The sequence below is a fragment of the Allosaccharopolyspora coralli genome (assembly GCF_009664835.1).
Taxonomy (GTDB): Bacteria; Actinomycetota; Actinomycetes; order Mycobacteriales; family Pseudonocardiaceae; genus Allosaccharopolyspora; species Allosaccharopolyspora coralli.
The window spans coordinates 3,420,986-3,443,124 of the sequence record NZ_CP045929.1 but is presented as its reverse complement, the minus strand read 5'-3'; the positions used below and the strand labels follow the sequence as shown (position 1 = coordinate 3,443,124).

Annotated in this window: 17 protein-coding genes; 9 read left to right on the top strand and 8 right to left on the bottom strand. The window is 69.6% G+C overall.

What is annotated here, in order from left to right:
- Nucleotides 1–29 precede the first annotated feature (29 nt).
- The 6 genes from trpC to lgt all read left to right on the top strand — a co-directional run bounded on the left by trpC (nucleotide 30) and on the right by lgt (nucleotide 5,129).
- Complete coding sequence (trpC, locus tag GIY23_RS16065; protein WP_154077409.1) at nucleotides 30–842, top strand: indole-3-glycerol phosphate synthase TrpC; 813 nt, start codon at nucleotides 30–32, stop codon at nucleotides 840–842.
- A gap of 33 nt (nucleotides 843–875) precedes the next feature.
- The gene (gene trpB, locus GIY23_RS16060) at nucleotides 876–2,177 is read left to right on the top strand and encodes a tryptophan synthase subunit beta (RefSeq protein ID WP_154077408.1); all 1,302 of its coding nucleotides are present in this window, start codon (nucleotides 876–878) and stop codon (nucleotides 2,175–2,177) included.
- Nucleotides 2,174–2,968, top strand: coding sequence for a tryptophan synthase subunit alpha (gene trpA / locus GIY23_RS16055; protein ID WP_154077407.1), 795 nt, complete (start codon nucleotides 2,174–2,176; stop codon nucleotides 2,966–2,968). Before trpB ends, trpA begins: the two co-directional genes overlap by 4 nt.
- A gap of 240 nt (nucleotides 2,969–3,208) precedes the next feature.
- Complete coding sequence (locus tag GIY23_RS16050; RefSeq protein WP_154077406.1) at nucleotides 3,209–3,439, top strand: hypothetical protein; 231 nt, start codon at nucleotides 3,209–3,211, stop codon at nucleotides 3,437–3,439.
- On the top strand, nucleotides 3,439–3,843 hold the full coding sequence (locus GIY23_RS16045) for a type II toxin-antitoxin system VapC family toxin (RefSeq protein WP_154077405.1): 405 nt from the start codon (nucleotides 3,439–3,441) through the stop codon (nucleotides 3,841–3,843). The genes GIY23_RS16050 and GIY23_RS16045 overlap by 1 nt, the downstream gene beginning before the upstream one ends.
- A 254-nt stretch (nucleotides 3,844–4,097) precedes the next feature.
- A complete protein-coding gene (gene lgt / locus GIY23_RS16040) occupies nucleotides 4,098–5,129 on the top strand; it encodes a prolipoprotein diacylglyceryl transferase (protein ID WP_154077404.1) in 1,032 nt (343 codons plus the stop codon).
- A gap of 150 nt (nucleotides 5,130–5,279) precedes the next feature.
- Here lgt and GIY23_RS16035 read toward each other — a convergent pair whose 3' ends face one another.
- Genes GIY23_RS16035 through GIY23_RS16025 form a run of 3 tightly spaced genes read right to left on the bottom strand, consistent with a single transcriptional unit; the run spans nucleotide 5,280 to nucleotide 8,031 of the window.
- Nucleotides 5,280–6,053: an ABC transporter ATP-binding protein gene (locus tag GIY23_RS16035; RefSeq protein WP_154077403.1), complete on the bottom strand. Its 774-nt coding sequence runs from the start codon at nucleotides 6,051–6,053 to the stop codon at nucleotides 5,280–5,282.
- Nucleotides 6,050–7,087 (bottom strand): FecCD family ABC transporter permease, encoded by a 1,038-nt coding sequence (locus tag GIY23_RS16030; RefSeq protein WP_154077402.1) that lies wholly within the window; start codon nucleotides 7,085–7,087, stop codon nucleotides 6,050–6,052. Before GIY23_RS16030 ends, GIY23_RS16035 begins: the two co-directional genes overlap by 4 nt.
- Nucleotides 7,084–8,031: an ABC transporter substrate-binding protein gene (locus GIY23_RS16025; RefSeq protein ID WP_154077401.1), complete on the bottom strand. Its 948-nt coding sequence runs from the start codon at nucleotides 8,029–8,031 to the stop codon at nucleotides 7,084–7,086. Before GIY23_RS16025 ends, GIY23_RS16030 begins: the two co-directional genes overlap by 4 nt.
- A gap of 661 nt (nucleotides 8,032–8,692) precedes the next feature.
- Between GIY23_RS16025 and gltB the strand changes: the two genes are divergently transcribed.
- Nucleotides 8,693–13,243 carry a glutamate synthase large subunit gene (gltB, locus tag GIY23_RS16020; RefSeq protein ID WP_154077400.1) on the top strand — a complete coding sequence of 1,517 codons (4,551 nt, stop codon included), beginning with the start codon at nucleotides 8,693–8,695 and terminating at the stop codon, nucleotides 13,241–13,243.
- Entirely contained in the window at nucleotides 13,236–14,738 is a 1,503-nt protein-coding gene (locus GIY23_RS16015; protein ID WP_154077399.1) for a glutamate synthase subunit beta, read from the top strand. The genes gltB and GIY23_RS16015 overlap by 8 nt, the downstream gene beginning before the upstream one ends.
- 128 nt (nucleotides 14,739–14,866) lie before the next feature.
- Here the strand turns inward: GIY23_RS16015 and GIY23_RS23065 are convergent, their stop codons facing one another.
- The 4 genes from GIY23_RS23065 to GIY23_RS16000 form a co-directional block, all read right to left on the bottom strand.
- Complete coding sequence (locus GIY23_RS23065) at nucleotides 14,867–15,385, bottom strand: hypothetical protein (RefSeq protein WP_228717323.1); 519 nt, start codon at nucleotides 15,383–15,385, stop codon at nucleotides 14,867–14,869.
- Nucleotides 15,337–15,840, bottom strand: coding sequence for a type IV toxin-antitoxin system AbiEi family antitoxin domain-containing protein (locus GIY23_RS23060; RefSeq protein ID WP_228717322.1), 504 nt, complete (start codon nucleotides 15,838–15,840; stop codon nucleotides 15,337–15,339). Before GIY23_RS23060 ends, GIY23_RS23065 begins: the two co-directional genes overlap by 49 nt.
- A 241-nt stretch (nucleotides 15,841–16,081) precedes the next feature.
- Nucleotides 16,082–18,367 carry a HelD family protein gene (locus GIY23_RS16005; protein WP_154077398.1) on the bottom strand — a complete coding sequence of 762 codons (2,286 nt, stop codon included), beginning with the start codon at nucleotides 18,365–18,367 and terminating at the stop codon, nucleotides 16,082–16,084.
- A 351-nt stretch (nucleotides 18,368–18,718) separates the two neighbouring features.
- Nucleotides 18,719–20,086, bottom strand: coding sequence for a GntT/GntP/DsdX family permease (locus tag GIY23_RS16000; protein WP_456061937.1), 1,368 nt, complete (start codon nucleotides 20,084–20,086; stop codon nucleotides 18,719–18,721).
- Between the two features lie 182 nt (nucleotides 20,087–20,268).
- Here GIY23_RS16000 and GIY23_RS15995 point away from each other — a divergent pair, with 182 nt between their 5' ends.
- Nucleotides 20,269–21,006 (top strand): FadR/GntR family transcriptional regulator, encoded by a 738-nt coding sequence (locus GIY23_RS15995; RefSeq protein ID WP_154077396.1) that lies wholly within the window; start codon nucleotides 20,269–20,271, stop codon nucleotides 21,004–21,006.
- Between the two features lie 66 nt (nucleotides 21,007–21,072).
- Here GIY23_RS15995 and GIY23_RS15990 read toward each other — a convergent pair whose 3' ends face one another.
- Nucleotides 21,073–22,122, bottom strand: a complete 1,050-nt coding sequence (locus GIY23_RS15990; RefSeq protein ID WP_154077395.1) for a lytic transglycosylase domain-containing protein — start codon at nucleotides 22,120–22,122, stop codon at nucleotides 21,073–21,075.
- Between the last annotated feature and the right edge of the window lie 17 nt (nucleotides 22,123–22,139).

The following is a 22,139-nucleotide window of genomic DNA, read 5'->3' as shown; positions in this document are numbered from 1 at the left end:
GCGACGACGGGGCGGGGCGAGGTGCTCGCGTGAGCGTGCTCGAGTCCATCATCGACGGCGTGCGCGAAGATCTCGCTGTCCGCGAGGCCGCGGTCCCGTTCGACGAGATCAAGCAGCGGTCGGCGGCGGCAGCGCCCGCGCACGACGTCATGGCCGCGCTGCGCTCGCCGGGAGTCGGGGTGATCGCGGAGGTCAAGCGACGCAGCCCGTCCAAGGGCGATCTCGCCGACATCGGGGAGCCGAAGGACCTCGCGGCCGGCTACTCGGAGGCCGGTGCCCGGGTCATCAGCGTCCTCACCGAGCAGCGCCGCTTCGGCGGATCGCTCGCCGACTTCGACGCGGTCCGCGCGAAGGTGCCCACCACCCCGTTGCTGCGCAAGGACTTCATCGTCAGCCCTTACCAGGTGCACGAGGCCCGCGCGCACGGTGCCGACATGGTGCTGCTCATCGTCGCCGCGCTGGAGCAGGTCGCGCTGGCGGCACTGCTCGACCGCGTCGAGTCCCTCGGGATGACCGCGCTGGTCGAGGTGCACACCGCCGAGGAGGCCGACCGGGCGCTGGAGGCGGGCGCGAAGGTCGTCGGGATCAACGCGCGGAACCTGCACAGCCTGGAGGTCGACCGGGACGTGTTCGGCCGCATCGCACCGGGACTGCCGCACGAAGTGCTCAAGATCGCCGAGTCCGGGGTGCGCGGTCCCAGCGACCTGATGGCCTACGCCGGGTCCGGCGCGGACGCCGTTCTCGTCGGTGAAGGGCTCGTGACCAGCGACAATCCGCGCGCGGCCGTCACGCAGCTCGTCACCGCCGGGTCGCACCCGGCGTGCCCGCGGCCGAGCCGGTAGGACCTGCGCGCGCCGCAGAGAGGAGTGCAGCTGATGGGCCCTGTGCGGGACGCACCGGAGGCGGAGAACGCTCGGGCGCACCGGCCCGGCAAACCGGTGCCCGAGGGGCACGACCCGGACGAACGCGGCCACTTCGGCCCGTACGGCGGCCGGTTCATGCCGGAGGCGCTCATCCACGCCCAGGACGAACTCGCCGCCGAGTACGACAAGGCGCAGCGCGACCCCGAGTTCGTCAACGAGCTGGCGCGGTTGCTGCGGGACTACGCGGGCAGGCCGTCGCTGCTCACCGAGGCGCAGCGGTTCGCGGAACACGCCGGTGGCGCGCGGATCCTGCTCAAGCGCGAGGACCTCAACCACACCGGCTCGCACAAGATCAACAACGTGCTGGGGCAGGCGCTGCTGGTCAAGCGGATGGGCAAGCGCCGCGTCATCGCCGAGACCGGCGCAGGCCAGCACGGTGTCGCCACCGCGACCGCGTGCGCGCTGCTCGGGTTGGAGTGCGTGGTCTACATGGGCCAGGTCGACACCGAGCGGCAGGCCCTCAACGTCGCCCGCATGAAGCTTCTCGGCGCCGAGGTCCGGCCCGTCGCGAACGGGTCGGCCACCCTCAAGGACGCCATCAACGAGGCCTTGCGCGACTGGGTAACCAACGTCGACCACACGCACTACCTGCTGGGCACGGCGGCCGGGGCGCACCCGTTCCCGGTGATGGTGCGCAACTTCCATCGCATCATCGGTGAGGAGGCCCGGGAGCAGACGCTCGCGATGACCGGCAGGCTGCCGGACGCGGTCACCGCGTGCGTCGGCGGCGGCTCGAACGCGATCGGCATGTTCCACGGCTTCATCGACGACCCCGACGTGCGCTTGGTCGGCTTCGAACCCGCAGGCCACGGAATCGACAGTGGTGAGCACGGCGCGACCCTGAGCGAGGGGGCGCCCGGCACGCTGCACGGGGCGCGGTCCTATCTGTTGCAGGACGCCGACGGGCAGATCATCGAGGCGTACTCGATCTCGGCGGGCCTGGACTACCCGGGCGTCGGCCCCGAGCACTCCTACCTCAAGGACTCCGGGCGTGCCGAGTACCGCTCGGTCACCGACGACGAGGCCATGCACGCCTTCCAGCTGCTGTCCCGGACCGAAGGCATCATCCCGGCGATCGAGTCCGCCCACGCCCTTGCCGGCACGCTCCGGCTCGGCAGGGAGCTCGGCCCCGACGGGCTGATCGTGGTGAGCCTGTCCGGCCGCGGCGACAAGGACATGGACACCGCCGCGAAGCACTTCGGACTCGTCGACGACGAGGGACGCGCGCAGGAACCACAGGAGGAATCCCGGTGAGTCTGAACGAGGTCTTCACCACCTGCCGGGCCGAGAACCGCGCGGCACTCATCGGGTACCTGCCCGCAGGGTTCCCCTCGGTCGAAGAATCGAAGGACCTGCTCGGCGCGATGATCGCCGGGACGGCGGAGCGGCCCGGTTGCGACCTCGTCGAGGTGGGACTGCCGTTCTCCGACCCGGTGATCGACGGGCCGACGATCCAGGCCGCCAGCGACGACGCCCGCAAGGCCGGGTTCCGGGTCCGGGACCTTTTCGACGTCGTCTCCACCGTCGCCGCCGCCGGGGGCAGCGCGGTCGTGATGAGCTACTGGAACCCGATCCACCACTACGGCCCGGACGCGTTCGCCCGGGACCTCGCCGCCGCGGGCGGGCTCGGACTCATCACCCCCGACCTGGTGCCCGACGAGGCCGAGGAGTGGCTGTCGGCCTCGCAGCAGCACGGGTTGGACCGGATCTTCCTGGTGGCGCCCGCCTCCACCGAGGAACGCATCGCCATGACGGTCAAGGCAGGCTCCGGGTTCGTCTACGCGACCTCGGTGATGGGAGTGACCGGCGCCCGGGACTCGGTGGGCAGCCAGGCGGCGGGTCTGGTGCGCCGGACCAAGGCGTACACGGATCTTCCGGTGGGTGTCGGACTCGGTGTGCGCAACGGTGAGCAGGCCGCCGAGGTCGCCTCGTTCGCCGACGGGGTCATCGTCGGTTCCGAGTTCGTCACGCGCGCCCGTGCCGAAGGAACCGCCGGTGTCGGCGCGCTCGCGGCGGAGCTCGCCGACGGCGTCCGCCGCCGCTGACGGGGCGCCTGGGAACTGGCATGTGTGCCCGTAGGGCACGCCCTCACACGTGACCAGCCGCGACACGGTGAGGGGCTCCGGGGCGGCGGTACTGGACCACCTACCCAGGTTCCACAATGCGCTCTGAGACTCTCAAGATCAAGATGGAAAGGGCGCAGGGGCGTCTGACCTGCGAACCGTATACGGACACGATGCAGACGATGCATGCAAGTTTCATGAAACTGAGGTAAGATGGCCCGTATGAGCACTGAGATCGTGCAGGTTCGCGACGTCCCCGCTGAGGATGCCGAGGTGCTCCGCGCTCGCGCGGCGGCCCGGAGCATGTCGCTGTCGAGTTACATGCGGGAACTGATCCACGACGAGACGTCGCGTCCGGCGATGGGTGAGGTTCTGTCTCGGATTGTGACCCGAGACAGCATCGAGGCCGACGGCGACGATATCCGGTCGTTCATTGACGATGACCGCCGGTAATGACCGTAGTCGACGCCTCGATCGTGGTGCGGTTGCTTCAGAATCGCGCCACCGATGACGACCTGCGTGAGCGGTTCGGCCAGCATCGCCACATCCATGCCCCGGCGTCAATCGATGCAGAGGTCGCCTCGGCCATCCGCGGCATGCTGCTGACGTCGAAGCCTGCGATCCGAATCCGGCTTGCGCGCGCAGAGCAGATGCTCATCGACTTCGCAGACCTGCCGCTGCTCCGTTACCCAATGCAGCCGTACCAACGACGAACCCTGACATTGCGGGACAACTTCACCGCCTACGATGCCGTCTACGTGGCGCTGGCCGAGTCGCTGGACATGCCTCTGGTCACCGACGACCACAAGTTCGCCAAGGCCGCAGGACACGCCGCTGTCATCGAAACCTGGCCGTAGCGGCGTCAACCCCTCAGTCGGGGGTCGCGCTTCGGTCAGCCTGGTTCGCGGACCGCCACCGGCGGCCAGCCTTACCTCAGCCCGCCGCATCGGTGCCCTCACAGCGCTGCTCTCCGTTGTGGGGCCACCGACTACCGCACGCGCCAACGCAGCAGCTGCTCACGACGCGTTCCTCATCGGCACCGGTGCGCGTTCGCGGTCTCGCCTCGCACCACGTGGGCGGGGGCGGTGGGCAGACCGATACGGTGGGTTGCGTGATTGTCCCCGTGCCCGCCTCGGCCACGTCGATCCTGGCCACCATTCCCAGCCCGGACCGGGGCGTGTGGTACCTCGGCCCCGTTCCGCTCCGCGCCTACGCGCTGTGCATCATCGTCGGCATCGTGGTGGCGATCATCTGGGGGGACCGCCGCTGGGTCGCCCGTGGTGGCCGCAAGGGCACGGTCACCGACATCGCCGTCTTCGCCGTGCCATTCGGCCTCGTCGGCGGTCGGCTGTACCACGTGGCCACCGACTACTACAAATACTTCGGCCCCGGCCGGGATCCGCTGGACGCGCTGAAGGTCTGGGAGGGCGGCCTCGGCATCTGGGGCGCGGTCGCGCTCGGCGCGGTCGGCGCCTGGATCGGGTGCCGCCGCCGTGGAGTCCCGCTCCCGGCGTTCGCCGACGCCGTCGCGCCGGGTCTGGTGCTGGCGCAGGCGATCGGCCGCCTCGGCAATTGGTTCAACCAGGAGCTCTACGGCGCACCGACGGATCTGCCGTGGGGCTTGGAGCTCTACCGCAGGGTCGATCCGGACACCGGGCTCGCGGACCCGATCGCGGGTGTCGCCGTGGACCACACGCCGGTCGCGATCGTGCATCCCACGTTCCTCTACGAGCTGGTGTGGAACCTGGGCGTCGTGCTGCTCGTCGTGCTCGCCGACCGGTACTTCCGGATGGGGCACGGCCGGGTGTTCGCGCTCTACGTCGCCGGGTACACGGCGGGCCGGGTGTGGATCGAGATGATGCGCACCGACGACGCCACCCACATCTTCGGCGTCCGTATCAACGTGTTCACCTCGATCATCATCTTCGTGCTCGCGGTGACCTACCTGCTCGTCGTCCGCGGCAAGCGCGAGGACCCGGAGCGCCTGTGGGGCAAGCCGCTGCCCGGCGACGAGCCCGACGAGGCATCCGACGGCGCGGCGAGCACGGACGAGTCCGAGCCTGCGGGAGCCACGAAGGTCGAACCCGACGGCGAGGCCGACAGTCCACCCGACGACACCGATCGCCCCGGCGACAAACCCTGAGTTCACCACACGAGGCGAACGGCACTCTCGCCTCGTGTGGTGAGGCGAAAGTGCCGTTCGCCCCACCGGCGTTTATGGGCGGTGTTGAGGCGAACGGCACTTTCGCCTCGTGTGGTGGGGCGAGAGTGCCGTTCGCCTCGTGGTTACACGTCAGTCGCGGACGGGGGTGACCACGGGTGAGCCGTCGGGGGCGTGCAGCACGGTGACTCGGGCGTCGTAGTGCTCGGCGAGCGTCTTCGGAGTCAGGACCGACGTCGGCTCACCTTCGGCGGCCACGGTGCCGTTGTCGAGCAGAAGCAGCCGCGCCGCGTACTGCGCGGCGAGTGTGAGGTCGTGCAGTGTCGTGACGACCGTGGTGCCGTGCTCGCGCCGGAGCTCGTCGACGAGGTCGAGCAGCGCCTGCGCGTGTCCGACGTCGAGTCCGGTGGTCGGCTCGTCGAGCAGCAGCACGTCGGCCTGCTGCGCGAGGGCCCGCGCGAGCACCGCTCGTTGGCGTTCACCACCGGAAAGAGTGGCCAGCGGCCGGGACGCGAGATGGTCGAGGTCGAGCCGGTTGACGACGTCGTGCACCACCGCGAGGTCAGCCGGCCCTTCGTGCCCGAGCAATCCCAGATGCGGGGTGCGACCCAGCAGCACGTAGTCGGTGACGGTCAGCCCCACCGGCAGCTGGGGAATCTGCGGCGCGTAGCCGAGGCGGCGAGCCCGCGCGCGGCGTCCGAGGGTGCGCAGCGGCTGCTCGTCCACCAGCACGTCGCCGGTGTGCCGGGCGATGCCGACGACGGCTTTGAGCAGCGTCGACTTCCCGGAGCCGTTCGGGCCGATGATGCTCAGCCACGAGCCGGTGTCCACGGACGTCGACACCGACGAGAGCACGACGTCCTTGCCGTATCCGGCGGTGAGGTGGCGAACGGTCAGTGAGCTCACGACGTACTCCTGGTGCGCAGCAGGACGGCGAAGAACGGTGCCCCGGCGAAGGCGGTGATCACGCCGATCGGTAGTTCTGCGGGGGCGAGGACGGTGCGGGCGAGCATGTCGGCCGCGACCAGGAACGCTCCACCGTAGAGCAGCGAGAGCGGCACGATGATCCGGTAGCTGCCGCCTGCGGCCAGCCGCACGAGGTGAGGCACGACGAGCCCGACGAACCCGATCAGCCCGGCGGCCGAGACGGCGGCGGCGGTGGCCACCGACGCCGACACGAGCACGAGACTCCGCACCACCCGGGGGCGCACGCCGAGTGCGGTCGCCTCGTCGTCGCCGGTGCCCAGCAGGTCGAGCAGTCGTGCACACAGGCACAACACCGTCGCCGCCGGTACGAGCGGAACCAGCACCGACAACACCTCGGCCCAGCCGGTCACGGCGAGGCGGCCGAGAATCCACATGTAGATCTGCTGCAGGGACTCGAGGCGCATCTGCTGGACGAACGTCTGACCGGCGGTGAGGAACGAGGTCACGGCGACGCCGGCGAGCACGAGGGTGGCGGTGTCGGATCCCGCGGAGCGGCCGATCGTCCAGGTGAGCGCGACCCCTCCGAGCGAGCCGACGAGCGCGGCGAGCTGCACCAGAGCCTGCTCGGAACCCCAACCGGGCGCGAGCGCGATCACGGTCGTGACCCCGAGCCCCGCGCCTGCGGCGGCGCCGAGCAGGTACGGGTCGGCCAGCGGATTGCGGAAGACACCCTGGAACGCGGCCCCGGACACGGCCAGTGCGGCGCCGACGGCGACACCGAGAGCGGCCCTGGGCACGCGCAGTTCCCACAGGATCGCGGCTTCACGTTCGCTCAGCGGCGAGAGACCACCGGTGAGCTGGGCGGTGATCTCGGCGAGAACCCGGCCCACTCCGAGTTCGGCGGCCCCGAACAGCACCGACGCGAGCAGGCTCACCAGCAGGACGACGGACGCGACGAGCAGGTGCGTGGGCCGCAGCGTGGTGCGGCTCGGGGTCGCGCGTCGGGTACTCAGGGGTTCTGAGCGTTCGTGACGGCGTTGCTGACCTCACGGGCCATCTCGACCACACGCGGGCCCCAACGACCGGCGACGTCGTCGTTGAGTGCCACGACGCGGTTGTTCTGGACGGCGCCGAGCGAACCCCAGCCGGGGCGCTGGGTCACGGATTCGGGGGTGACACCGCAGCACCTAGTGTCGGCGAGGAAGACGAGGTCGGGGTTGGCCTGCACGATCTCCTCGCCGGAGAGCTGCGGGAAGTCGCCCTGCGCCTGGTCGGCGATGTTGACCAGGCCGAACTTCGAGTAGACGCTGCCGACGAAGCTGCGCGAGGTGGCCGTGTAGAAGTCCGGACTGACCTCGTGGAAGTAGGTCAGCGGGCGGTCGGGCTTCGGGGTCGTGCGGACCAGCTCGTCGATCTGGCCGCGCATCCGGGCGGTGAGATCGCGTGCCTGCGTGCCGTGCCCGGTGGCCTTGCCGAGGACCTCGATCTGCCGGTAGGCCTGGTTCAGGTTCTCCGCCGCGGGTGTGACGAGAACGGGCACGTCGACGGCTCGGAGCCCGTTGACGAGTTCGGTGGCGCTCTCCGGGGCGATGACCAGGTCGGGATCGTGCGAGCCGACGGTCGCGGCATCGGCGTTGAGCGCGTTGATGTCGGTGCGCGGAGCCTGCTTCGGGAAGGTCGAGTCCCGGTCGACGGCCGTGACCTGCTCGCCGGCCCCGATCGCGAACAGTGTTTCGGTGGCGGTGGGGCTGAGCGAGACGACACTCTTGGGCTGCTGGGCGATGGTGACCGAGTCCTGCCCCGGCAGTGAGACCTTCGCCGGGAACGAGGCCGCCGGGTCCGCTACCGGTCCCGGCGGCGGCTCGGTCGGCTGCGGGCGCTGGGCACAGCCGGTGACACCGGCGACGAGCGCGAGTGTGGTCAACAGCAGCGCGGGGAGGCGGCGGAACCCGGTCATGGCGTCCTCGAGGGTCGGCGGGTGCGGGGATCGGCGAATGGGGTTTCCCACCCGGGTTCCCGGTGCACCGGATGTCAGGTTGTGCGACTCGCCGAACGGTTCGGTGCTCGCCGGTGACCACCCCGCCGCGGAACACGGAGTTCCTTCGGTTCCCGTCGTGTTGTTCGGGACGTCACACGATGGTCGACGATGCCTCGCCGGTGCCGGAATCGCATCCGAATCCGTTCCGCGATGTCCGGACGGTTCTCCCTCGGAGGCCGAGCTGGGCCGGTGGCCTGCCGGTTCCGTGGTGTGCCGTCCTGAGCAGGAAAGATATCAGCTGTGCGGCGCCCCGCAGGCGGACGGTGACCATGGCTACTCCTTCCGGATTCCGGACGCAGGGGTGCCATGAGGGGTAACGGCCGGTTAGATTGGGGGACGCGCTCCGTGGAACGGACCAGCTACGCGGTTCCCCCACGAGTCGAAGATGGTCAGAATCACTTCACAGCGACCGCATCCTTACCTGGCTGTTAACGTTTGTCGGCCTTCCCGGTGCGTCGGCACGTCGACATGTCCGGCGAAACCGTTCGGTAGGAAATCTCGCGGGCCAATGTCGTCCCGTCCCCGGCAGTCACGACGCGAGCTGTCGGCTCGAGCACAAGGACGACGAGGGAGGTCTGCCATGGTGTTCTCCGCGAATCCCGGTCCCCAGGGTCTCTACGATCCTGACGAGGAACAGGACTCCTGTGGTGTGGCCATGGTGGCTGACATCCGAGGGCGGCGTTCCCACGCGATCGTGGCGGACGCGCTGACGGCGCTGGCGAACCTCGAGCACCGCGGCGCCGCCGGCGCCGAGCCGACGAGCGGGGACGGCGCGGGCATCCTGCTGCAGCTGCCGGACGGGCTGCTGCGTGCGGAAGCCGGCTTCACGCTGCCCGAACCCGATGCCTCCGGCGAGTCCCGGTACGTGGCCGGTGTCTGCTTTCTCCCGTCGGACCCCGCCGAGCGGGCGAAGGCCGTGGCGATCGTCGAGCGCCTCGCCGCCGAGGAACAGTTGCGCGTGCTCGGGTGGCGGGACGTGCCGGTCGCCCAGGAACATGCCGGCGTCGGTCCGACCGCGCTCGGCTGCATGCCGCACTTCGCGATGCTGTTCGCCGAGGGCGCCGCCGGAGAGTCCGGCCTGGCGCTGGACCGGCTGGCATTCTGCCTCCGCAAGCGCGCCGAGCACGTGGCGGCGGCCGAGGATCTGGAGGTCTACTTCCCGTCACTGTCGAGCCGCACCCTGGTCTACAAGGGAATGTTGACCACCGAGCAGCTTCCCGCGTTCTTCCCCGACCTCACCGACGAGCGGCTGGAGAGCGCGATCGGACTGGTGCACAGCCGGTTCTCCACGAACACGTTCCCGTCGTGGCCGCTGGCGCACCCGTTTCGCTACGTCGCGCACAACGGGGAGATCAACACCGTTCGCGGCAATCGCAACCGGATGCGGGCCCGCGAAGCACTCCTGGAATCGGACCTCGTGCCGGGCGACCTCTCGCGGCTCTATCCGATCTGCGGGGACGAGGGCTCGGACTCGGCCTCGTTCGACGAGGTTCTCGAACTGCTGCACCTCGGCGGCCGCAGCCTGCCGCACGCGGTGCTGATGATGATCCCGGAGGCGTGGGAGAACCACGCCGAGATGGACCCGAAACGCAAGGCCTTCTACCAGTTCCACGCGAGCCTCATGGAACCGTGGGACGGCCCCGCGTGCGTGACGTTCACCGACGGCGAGCTCGTGGGCGCGGTGCTGGACCGCAACGGCTTGCGCCCGGCGCGCTGGTGGCAGACCGCCGACGACAGGGTGGTGCTCGCCAGCGAGAGCGGTGTTCTCGACCTCAAACCGGACCAGGTCGTCGCCAAGGGCCGCCTGCAGCCGGGCCGGATGTTCCTCGTCGACACCGCCAGGGGGTGCCTTGTCGACGACGAGGAGGTCAAGTCCGAGCTGGCCGAACAGCACGCCTACGGGGAGTGGCTGCACGCCGGGCTCATGCATCTGGAGAGCCTGCCGGACCGTGAGCACGTGGTGCACAGCCACGAGTCGGTGGTCCGTCGTCAGCTCGCGTTCGGCTACACCGAGGAGGAACTCGGGCTGCTGCTCGCGCCGATGGCCACCAGCGGCGGCGAGCCGCTCGGGTCGATGGGCTCGGACACCCCGATGGCGCCGCTGTCCCAGCGTTCCCGGATGCTCTACGACTATTTCGTACAGGGGTTCGCCCAGGTCACGAACCCGCCGTTGGACGCCATCCGCGAGGAGATCGTCACGTCCGTGGCGCGCGTGATGGGCCCGGAGGGCAATCTGCTGGAACCCTCGGCCGCGTCGTGCAGGCACGTGGTGCTGCCGAACCCGGTCATCGACAACGACGAGCTCGCCAAACTCATCCACATCAACTCCGACGGCGACCTGCCCGGGTTCGCGTGCTCCATCCTTTCCGGACTGTACGAAGTGGACGGTGGCGGCGACGCGCTGGCGGACGCGATCGAACGCGTCAAACAGGACGCGTCCGAGGCGATCGCGTCCGGCGCGCGCATTCTCGTGCTCTCCGACCGCGACGCGGACCACAAGCGGGCGCCCATTCCGTCGCTGCTGCTCGTCTCGGCGGTGCACCACCATCTCGTGCGGACCAAGGAACGGCTGCGGGTCGCGCTCGTGGTGGAGACCGGCGACGCACGCGAGGTGCACCACATCGCCACCCTGCTCGGTTACGGTGCCGCCGCGGTGAACCCGTACCTGGCCTTCGAGACGATCGAGGACATGATCACCACCGGCCAGATCAGCGGGATCCGGCCGCGCACCGCCGTGCGCAACTACGTGCAGGCGTTGGTCAAGGGCGTGCTCAAGGTGATGTCCAAGATGGGGATCTCCACCGTCGGCGCGTACACGGCCGCGCAGGTCTTCGAGTCCGTCGGACTGTCCCGGGACCTCGTCGCGCAGTACTTCAAGGGCACGACGTCCAAATTAGACGGTGTCGGTCTGGACGTGCTCGCCGAGGAAGTCGCGGTGCGCCACCGTCGTGCGTACCCGGACAACCCGACCGATCGGGTGCACCGCAGGCTCGAGGTCGGCGGCGAGTACTCGTACCGCCGTGAGGGCGAAATCCACCTGTTCACCCCGGAAACCGTCTTCGCGCTGCAGCACTCGACGAAGACCCGGGCCTACGAGAAGTACCGCGAGTACACCGCCGAGGTCGACCGGCTCTCCCGAGAGGGCGGCACCCTGCGCGGCATGTTCGGCTTCGACAGCGACCGCGAACCGGTTTCGATCGAGGAGGTCGAACCGGTCAGCTCCATCGTCAAGCGGTTCCACACCGGCGCGATGAGCTACGGTGCCATCTCCGCCGAGGCGCACGAGACGCTCGCGATCGCGATGAACCGGCTCGGCGGCAAGTCGAACTCCGGAGAGGGCGGCGAGGACGCTGACCGGCTCTACGACCCGGAGCGTCGCTCGGCGGTCAAACAGGTCGCCTCCGGGCGATTCGGCGTCACCAGCGAGTTCCTCGTCAACGCCGACGACGTCCAGATCAAGATGGCGCAGGGCGCCAAGCCCGGAGAAGGGGGTCAGCTTCCGGGGTACAAGGTGTACCCGTGGATCGCCAAGACCCGGCACTCCACGCCCGGCGTCGGCCTCATCTCGCCGCCGCCGCACCACGACATCTACTCGATCGAAGACCTCGCCCAGCTCATCCACGACCTGAAGAACGCCAACGAGCGGGCCCGGGTCCTGGTCAAGCTCGTCTCCGAGACCGGTGTCGGCACCGTCGCCGCTGGGGTCGCCAAGGCGCACTCGGACGTGGTCATGATCTCCGGGCACGACGGGGGCACCGGTGCCGCCGCGTTGACCTCGCTCAAGCACACGGGAAGCCCGTGGGAGATCGGCCTGGCCGAGGCGCAGCAGACGCTGCGCGTCAACGGCCTGCGTGACCGCATCACGGTCCAGTGCGACGGCGGTTTCAAGACGGGGCGCGACGTGATGGTGGCGGCGCTGCTCGGGGCCGAGGAATACGGCTTCGCGACGACCCCGCTGGTGGTGGCGGGCTGCATCATGATGCGCGTGTGCCACCTCGACACCTGCCCGGTCGGCGTGGCCACCCAGAACCCGGACCTTCGGGCGCGCTACACCGGTCAGGCCGACCACGTGGTGAACTTCTTCGAGTTCGTCGCCCAAGAAGTGCGGGAATACCTGGCGGAGCTCGGTTTCCGCAGTCTCGACGAGGCGGTCGGCCAGGTCTCGGCCCTGCGCACCGAAGAGGCGCTGCAGCACTGGAAGGCCCAGGGACTCGACCTCGGACCCGTCTTCGAGGAACCGGAGACGCCGTACTCCTCGGTGCGTCGCCGGGTTCGCGAGCAGGACCATGGTCTGGAGCACGCGCTGGACCGCACGCTCATCCAGCTCGCCGAGGCCGGTCTCGAGGACGCACACCCGCTGCGGTTGCAGCTGCCGGTGCGCAACGTCAACCGCACTGGCGGCACCCTGCTCGGCGCCGAGGTCACCCGCCGCTACGGCGGGAACGGGTTGCCGGACGACACGATCCACGTCGAGTTCGACGGCTCGGCCGGACAGTCGTTCGGCGCGTTCCTGCCGCCCGGCGTCACGTTGGATCTCGTCGGCGACGCCAACGACTACGTCGGCAAGGGACTCTCCGGTGGACGGATCCTCGTCCGTCCGCACCCGGACTCGGCGTTCGCCGCGGAGGAGCAGGTCATCGCGGGCAACGTGATCGGCTACGGCGCCACCGGCGGCGAGCTCTTCCTGCGCGGCAAGGTCGGCGAGCGGTTCTGCGTCCGTAACTCCGGCGCGCTCGCCGTCGCAGAAGGTGCCGGTGACCACGCGTTCGAGTACATGACCGGTGGCCGGGCGGTGGTGCTCGGCAGCACCGGCCGCAACCTCGCGGCGGGCATGTCCGGCGGAATCGCCTACGTGCTGGACCTCGATCCGGTCCGGGCGAACACCGCCATGGTCGAGTTGCAGCGCCCCACCGCGAAGGACCTCAAGTGGCTGCGCGAGGTCGTGGAACGCCACCGCGACCTCACCGGCTCGGCGGTGGCGACGTCGCTGCTCGGCGACTGGCCGCGCCGCTCGGCGGCGTTCACGAAGGTGATGCCGCGCGACTACCAGCGAGTGCTCGAAGCCTCCCGGCTCGCCCGCGCCGAGGGACGGGACGAGGAAGAGGCGATCATGGAGGCGTCCCGTGGCTGATCCGCACGGTTTTCTCAAGTACGAGCGCCGGAACGCGCCGAAACGATCGACCGACGATCGCCTCGGTGACTGGAACGAGGTATACGCCGCGCTGTCCACAGAGGAGCGTGCGGAGCAGGTCTCGACGCAGGCCGCGCGCTGCATGGACTGCGGAATCCCGTTCTGCCACAGTGGATCCGCAGGGTGCCCGCTCGGGAACCTGATTCCCGAGTGGAACAACATGGTCCGTGGCGGTCGTTGGGAGGCCGCCAGTGAGCGGCTGCACGCGACGAACAACTTTCCGGAGTTCACGGGCAAGTTGTGTCCTGCGCCGTGCGAAGCCGGCTGTGTGCTCGCGATCTCGCCGGAGGCCGGTGGCGCGGTCGCGATCAAACGAGTCGAGGAGACCATTTCCGAGGTGGCGTGGGAGAACGACTACGTCACCGCGCAGGTTCCGGAGATCAGCACCGGCAAGCGCGTCGCCGTGGTCGGCTCGGGTCCTGCGGGCCTGGCCGCCGCGCAGCAGCTCAGCCGTGCCGGTCACGAAGTCGTCGTGCACGAGCGGGACGACCGCATCGGCGGGCTGATGCGGTACGGGATTCCCGAGTTCAAGATGGAGAAGTCCGTCCTGGATCGTCGGCTCGCGCAGATGCGTGCCGAGGGCACCAAGTTCATCACCAACTGCGAGGTCGGGGTGGACCTCGGCGTCGACGACCTGCGTGCCGGTTTCGACGCGGTGGTCCTCGCTGTCGGCGCCCTTCGTGGTCGTGACGACCGCACGGTTCCCGGGCGCGAGCTCAACGGTGTGCACATGGCGATGGACCATCTCGTTCCGGCGAACAAGGAGGTCGAGGGCGACGGTCCGACCACCATCTCCGCCGAGGGCAAGCACGTTCTCGTCATCGGTGGCGGTGACACCGGAGCCGACTGCTACGGCACCGCGACCCGACAGGGCGCGGCGAGCGTGACTCAGCTGGACAACTACCCGCAGCCGCCGAGTGAACGGGATCCGGACCAGTCCCCGTGGCCGACGTGGCCGTACATCCTCCGCACGTACCCGGCGCACGAGGAAGCCGGTGAGCGGAAGTTCGCGGTCGCCGTGGAATCCTTTGTGGACGACGGCAACGGGAACGTGTGCGCGGTGCGGCTGCGTGAGGTGAAGGTCGAGCGCGACGCGGACGGCCGGAGGCAAGTCGTGCCCACCTCCGACGAGGTCCAGGAACTGCCGTGCGACCTCGCCCTCTACGCGATCGGCTTCGAGGGTGTGGAGCACATGGACCTGCTGCCGGGACTCGGTATCGCACTCAGCCCGCGCGGAAGCATCGGCTGCGGCTCGAACTGGGAGACCACCGCGCCGGGCGTGTTCGTCTGCGGCGACGCCCACCGTGGTGCCTCGCTGGTGGTGTGGGCGATCGCGGAGGGTCGTTCGGTGGCCAACGCGGTCGACGAGCACCTCACCGGCGAGTCCGACCTGCCGTCCCCGGTTCACCCCACCGCCCTCCCCCTGGCGGTCTGAGCGAAGCGGGAGGCGCGAACGGCACTTTCGCCTCGTGTGGTGAGGCGAACGTGCCGTTCGCACCGGAGTGGTGATGAGGTGAACGGCACTTTCGCCTCGTGTGGTGAGGCGAACGTGCCGTTCGCCTCTTATGCCGCGCGCGGGACGGTCTGTGCGACCGCCGTGACCGGTGGACGCGGCCGACGCTGTGCGTGCTCGTAGGCCCGACGCAGATCGCGGAGCACCTGGGACGGTTCCCTCCGAAGCTGCGAGGGCAGGGTGTGCACGACCGTGATCCCCGCTGAGGTCATCGCGGTGTGTCGGCGGACGGTCGCCTCGTAGTGCGCCGGAGCGAGGTGGAACTCCCTTGAGTCGATCTGCCATGCGAGCGCCACGTCGTCCATCCACCCGTCGGGTATCCCGAGCAGCTGGCCGTTCCGGTCCAGGATACGAGGGTTCCACCTCATCGCCGCGAACGCTGTTCCCTCGACCATGCGGTAACCCCAGGACTCGGCAGGAGAGTGGACATTCGCGCGCATCTCCTCGAGCACCACCCGGACCCGCGCGCTTCCCCGCTGTGAACCGACTTCGAGTTCGGCGGTCAACTCGTCCGCTGTCGTCAGTCCGCGTTGTACGGGTTCGGCAAGCAGTGCGCGGATTCGGTCCAATTCGGTGAACCGTCGTGCGCCGTCGAGCACGGCGCGGGGAGCGGAGCGATGGGCGTCGTGTGAACGTGGACCGGCTCGGGCAGCCGTTGTGTGCGCTCAACCTGGACGAACTCAGCTTGAGCTCGGCGGCGCCGATCGGATGGCACGAGCACGTGCACGCTCTCGACCTGTGGCGACCGGCGTAAGCCGTGCTTGGCCGCTGCTGCGAGACCGGTCACCGTCGCGGCGTGGCCCGCGTAGCGCAGCGCCGCCTCGATACGTTGATCCACGGTGGGTGGACCGGTGGCAAGCAGCGCCACGCCCGGTAACAGACGCGTCCACGGCCCACCTGCCTGGAGCCGACGGGAGATCGTCTGCCGCGGCACGCCCAGTTCTTCGAGTTCGCGAACAGTGATGACTCCGCGCGTCGCGCAGCTGTCCACGAGATCCCAATCGATGATTCTCCGCTTCCTCATGTCGTCAGCGTCGCCAGGACGGCCGACAGACACCAGGACACGATCGTGAAGCTGTGGACAAAACGATGCCCTGTGGACAACTACGGGTGAAGCTCACACCACACGAGCCGAAAGGTGCGAACGGCACTCTCGCCTCGTCTCGTGGGGCGAAAGTGCCGTTCGCACCTGAGCGGTGATGAGGCGAACGGCACGTTCGCCTCGTGTGGTGGGGCGAAAGTGCCGTTCGCCCCACCGACGTGGCTCACTCCGCGAGGGGCGTGAGGGCCTCCGGGAGGGTGCCGGTGTGGACGATGCCGAGGCGTTGGGTGCTACGGGTGAGCGCGACGTAGAGGTCGTTGGTGCCGTGCGGCGAGTCGGCCAGCATCGCCTCGGGGTCGACCACGACGACCGAGTCGAACTCCAGGCCCTTGGCTTGTTCGACGGTGAGCAGCACCGCGCTGCTCTCGAGGTCTTCCGGTGTGCGCCCGAGAACAAGGGAGTCTACTTCGGACTCCAACCAGTCGCCGATCTCGTCGTGGAGCGCGGACGGCACGAGTACGGCGACCGTTCCTTCCACGGCCGCGATCTCCTCGCTCACGATCCCGCCGAGTTCGACGCCGGGGTCGGCGATTTCCCGAACCCACGGCGGAAACCCGCTGGAACGCACCGAGGTCGGAGGGCTCAGTTCGGTGTCCATGGCCGCCAGCACCTCCGCCGCGATGTTCATGATCTCGGACGGCGTGCGGTAGTTGACGGTGAGCTGTTCGTAGCGCCAGCGTTGCCGGACGTAGGGGGACAGCACGGCGTCCCACGACTCGGCGCCACCGGAGGCGCCGGTCTGGGCGATGTCGCCGACCAGCGTCATCGACCTGCTCGGGCAGCGGCGCATGAGCACTCGCCACGCCATCGCCGACAGCTCCTGTGCCTCGTCGACGATGACGTGCCCGAACGTCCAGGTGCGGTCCTCGGCCGCGCGTTCGGCTGCGGTGAGCTCACTGCGGTGTTCGTGGCGCTCCGCCAGCAACTCGGCGTCGAGAACGTCGGACACGCGGAGGCGCTCCTCGTCCGCGATCTCTTCGTCCTGCTCCATGATGTGCAGGACGCCTTGCGCGTAGGCGAGCTGTTCGCGTTCTTCGCGCTCCTGTTCCGCCCGTGCGGCGGAATCGTCCTCACCAAGCAGCTCCGCGAGCTCGTCGAGCAGCGGCACATCCGCAGGCGTCCACTCCGCCGTGGCAGGACGCGAGAGCAAGTCGCGCTCCCGCTCGTCCAGGATCTTGCGGGTCGCGGTGGCCAGCCGGGCCGGTGAGCTCCACAGGTCGGAGAGCACCTCGTGCGGAGTCAGCTGCGGCCACAGATCGTCGAGAACCTTGTTCACCGCCGGATCCGCGCGCAGCTCGGTGTTGATCTCGTCGAGGTCGCGCTGGTCGAGCAGGTCCCGGCCAAGGCGGTCGGCGACCTGTTCGGTGAGCACGGTGAACATCTCGGTCCGGAACACCCGCCGCGCCTCGTTGTGCGGCCGCCGCGAACGGCGGGCACGGGTGCGGGCCTGCATGCAGTCCTTGCGGTGGAACCGCAGTGCTTCCCGGTCGAAGCTGACCTCGATGTGGTCCTTCGGTACCTGCTGGCGGTCCTTCATCGCCGCGGTGAGGACCTTGACCATGTCGAGGCGCCCCTTGATCTCCGCGGACGCCGGGGATTCCGCCGCCGTGGCGTCGATTCCGGGGTAGAGCTGGCCCACAGTGGACAGCAACACGCCCGTTTCGCCCAGCGACGGAAGGACCTGCCCGATGTAGCGGAGGAACGTCGTGTTCGGCCCGACCACGAGCACGCCCCGGCGGGAGAGCTGCTCGCGGAAGGTGTACAGCAGGTAGGCGGCACGGTGCAGCGCCACCGCGGTCTTGCCGGTACCCGGGCCGCCCTGGACGACGAGCACGCCGTTCATGGGCGCGCGGATGATCCGGTCCTGTTCGGCCTGGATCGTCGCCACGATGTCGCGCATCTGCCCGGTGCGCCGCGCATCGAGCGCCGCCAGCAACGTCGCCTCACCCGCGAGACCGAGGTCGTTGCCCTCGTGCGCGGCGTCGAGGTCGAGCACCTCGTCCTCGAGGTCGACCACCGTGCGCTGCCGGGTGCGGATGTGGCGGCGGCGCAGCACGCCGTCCCGTGACGCGGCGGTCGCCAGGTAGAACGGGCGGGCCGCGGGGGCGCGCCAGTCGATGAGCAACGGTTCGTACTCGTGTTCCTCGTCGAACAGGCCGATCCGTCCGATGTGGAAATCCTCGCCGGAGTCGAGGTCCAGCCTGCCGAAGCACAACCCGTTCTCCACCGCGCTGAGCTGCGTGAGCGTGTCGGTGTACATCGTCGTCGACACGTCACGTTCGGTGCGGGCCTGCGGTGTGCCGCCGGTTTCCCGCAGCGTGCGGGCGAGCCGTTGCGCCGTCTCACGACGCACCGCGTCGAGCTTGTCGTAGAGCATCGAGACGTACTGCTGTTCGGCGTCGAGGTCGGCGGTACGGACGGTCTCCCGGTCACCTCGGGCGTGGGACAAAGGGACTCCACCTTGGTGCTGGCGTGTCTGCGGAGGAACGGGCAGGACGACCGTCACGTGCCGTTCGGCCCGACCCTCCAATATACCGCCGTCCTCCGGGTGCCGACGTGCACGCGGAGTGTCGATCAAGCGCCCGGCTTCGGACCCGGTGCGAAGCTGTCTGTGGTCTGCGGTGGTGGTCGCGTACCGGCGTCCCATCAAGCCGCTCGCGAAGTTGAGACCGGCACGGACGCCGCGGCGACCCCGGCCTTGCGAGCGCCGGCCTGGAACCCGGGAGCTCCTCACCGTGCCCGTGCTGAACACGCGAGACCGTGCCCGGACAGGTGTCGGAACAAGATCAAAGGTTGGCGGCTACAGCACGAGGTCGATGACCAGAATGAACCCGAACGAGACCACCGACAGAAGCGTCTCCATCACCGACCAGCTGCGCAGCGTCTGCCCGACGGTCATTCCGAAGTACTCCTTGACCAGCCAGAACCCGGCGTCGTTGACGTGCGAGAGGAACAGCGACCCGGACCCGATGGCCAGCGCGACGAGCGCGCCCTGCACGGGGTCCATGCCTGCGACGAGGGGAGCGACGATGCCCGCGGCGGAGATCGTGGCGACGGTCGCCGAGCCGGTGGCGACCCGGATGCCGACCGCGATGAGCCAGGCGAGCACCAGCGGCGACAGCGAGGCACCGCGGGCGAGGTCGGTGATCATCGTGTCGACCCCGGAGTCGACCAGGGTCTGTTTGAAACCGCCGCCCGCGCCGACGATCAGGATGATCCCGGCGATCGGGGGCAGCGCGCCGCCGACGGTGTCGGCCAGGCGGGTGCGGCTGAACCGGGCGCCGCGGCCGAGCGCGACGACGGCGGTCAGCACCGTGAGCATGAGCGCCACGACCGGGGTTCCCACCGTGTCGAGCACAAGGTAGCCCGCGGAGCCTTCGGCGAGGGTGAGGTCGGCGAACGACTTGCCGAGCATGAGCACGACCGGCATTAGCAGCATCGTCGTGGCGAGCGCGAAGCCGGGACGTTGCCCGGGTCGTGCGCGTTCCGCGTCGCCGAGTAGGTGCGTGGGGGTGGGCACCTCGACGCGACGTGCGATGAGGGAACCGAACAACGGGCCGGAGACGATCGCGGTGGGGATCGCGACGACGAGTCCCACCGCGAGGGTGAGACCGAGGTCGACTCCGAGCGCGTCGACCGCGGCGAGTGGCCCCGGATGCGGCGGGAGCAGCCCGTGCAGGACGGAGAGTCCGGCGAGCGCGGGAATCCCGATGCGCAGGACGGGCTGTTCGGCCCGGCTCGCGACCATGATCACCACCGGCACGAGAACGACCACGCCGACCTCGAAGAACATCGGCAGTCCGAGCAGGGAGGCGACGAAGACCATCGCCCACGGCAGGCTGCGGCGGGTGGTGTGCCGGAGCACCGTCTCGACGATCTCGTCGGCGCCACCGGTGTCGGTGAGCAGCTTGCCGAGCATCGCGCCGAGTGCCACGAGCAGGCCGACTTCGCCGACGGTGGAGCCGAGCCCCTCGGTGAACGTCTCGACGAGGTCGCCGAAGGGCATCCCTGCGACCACGCCGAGGGTGCCCGCGCCGAGCGCGAGCGACAGGAACGGGTGCAGCTTCGCCCAGCTGATCAGCAGCACGATCACGGCGATTCCGGCGAGCGTGGCCGACAGCAGGCGGGTGTCGTGGGCGGTCCAGCTCGCCGCAGGCGCGGCGAGCAGGAGTTCGGTGGACCCGGGATGGGACATGAGGGCTCCTCGCTGGGCTGGTGCGCGGCAGAGCATAGGAGAAGCCCGGCATTAAATATGACTTTTTCGGCTAGTGAACCGATTTAGTATGCCGAAATGTCCAGGATGCCGTGCGCTCGCTCGTAAGCTCGGCGTCACCGACGGGAGGGAACCCGATGAGCCGAACCGCTGGGGGCGCGCTGCACGACACGGTCGTGGACGCACTCGGCCACGAGATCGCCGCGGGAGTGCACCCCGAGGGCAGCGTCGTGCGCACCGACGAACTCGAAGAGCGGTTCGCGATCTCCCGTAGCGTCGCCCGTGAGGTCGTCCGCACCCTGGCCGGGATCCGGCTCGTCATCGGCCGGAAACGGGTCGGCATCGTGGTGCGCCCGCGCGCGGAGTGGAACGCGTTCGACCCGAATCTCATCCGCTGGCTCCTCGCCGCGGACAGGGAAGCGCAGGTCAAAACGCTCGTCGAGATGCGGACGGCGGTGGAGCCCGCAGCGGCTGCCGCTGCCGCTCGCCGGGCCCCGCCGCAGGACACGGCCCGGTTGCTCACGCTCTCGGAGCGGATGGCCGCGACCGCCCGGACCGGTGATCTCGACACCTTCCTGGAGGCCGACATCGCCTTCCACGGGCTCGTGCTCGGTGCCTCGGGAAACGAGATGTTCGCGCAGCTCGACGAGGTGGTGGCGGAGGTGTTGCGGTGGCGGACCGGGCACGGCCTGATGCCCAGCACCCCTCGGCCGGTGGCCGTTCAACTGCACTGCGAGATCGCGGCCTGCATCCACGGCGGTGACGCGCACCGGGCGGAAGGGGCGATGCGAGAACTGGTCGCCGAGTCGCTCGAAGGCACGCTCGACCGCCTCGCCGACGGTCGCGAGCAGCGGGGGAGCGCGAGCGAAGTGTGACCGGACCGGGCCGGGGAGCCGAGAGGGAACAAGCTCCGCCGGCCCGGCCGCGTCACGACCGCGACGTCAGCCCCGTTCCGACCGCGGCCCGCCTGCCTGCGCGTACTCGGCGGCGGCGTCCAATACGTCCTGCCCGTACTCGGCGGACTGGTTGTACTCCATCAGCGCCTCACGCTGGGCGTCCTCACCGGAGAGGTCGCGGGCCTCGCCCTCGCCGCACAGGTAGTTGCCCGCGGACGCCGCGGCGTCGTTGAGGTTCTGGGGGTCGACCTTGCCGTCGTGGTTGCCGTCCATGCCCCACTTCTCCCAGGTGGTGGGGATGAACTGCATCGGACCGACGGCGCGGTCGGTCACCGGGTCACCGTCCAGCTTCCCGCCGTCGGTGTCGGTGATGGCCTTGACGCCGCTGCTGCCGTCGAGGGCGATCCCGACGATCGGGTCAGTGGGGCTGCCCTCGTCGTTCAGCTTCGCGCCGAAGATCTCGCCGTGCTTGGACTCGATACGGCCGATCCCGGCGAGCAGGTTCCACGGCAGGTTGCAGTTCGGCCGCTTCTCTTCCAGCGACTGCTCGGCCTCGGCGTAGGCCTGCAGGGCGTTCTGGGACACGGGGATGGTGTCGGCCGACTTCGTCGACCACGACTTGATCTCCTCGACCGGGCTCTGCTTCGCCTGGGCGCCGGGGGCGTTGCCGGGGCCTGCTGCTCCGGCGTTGTCCCGGTTGGCTTGCTCCTGGCGGTCCTGGGCACCTGCGGGGGCCTGGTTGTCGCGCTCGACCAGCGGTTGGACGAACGTGGCCGACGCGACCGACGTGTCCTGCGGTACCGAGGCGAGGGCACCTGCGGTCGCGGCGAGGACGCCTGCCGCGGCCACGGCGCTGCCCACCTGAACCAGCCGCATCCGGGGGGTGACGCGCTGCAGTGGGCTCAGGTACCCGCTACTCGGGTCGCGCAACCAGTCGAGCACCGCGCGGGAACGCCCACGACGGCGATGGGCGCCGACGGGGGTCGCACTGCTGCTGGAGGAGTGCGCCACGGCCTCGGGGGTGGCCGCGGTGTACTCCGCCTGCTCGGTGCCGGCCTCCGACTGGGCGTCGGGGGCTGACGTCGTTTCGTGCATGGCATCGGGGGTATTGA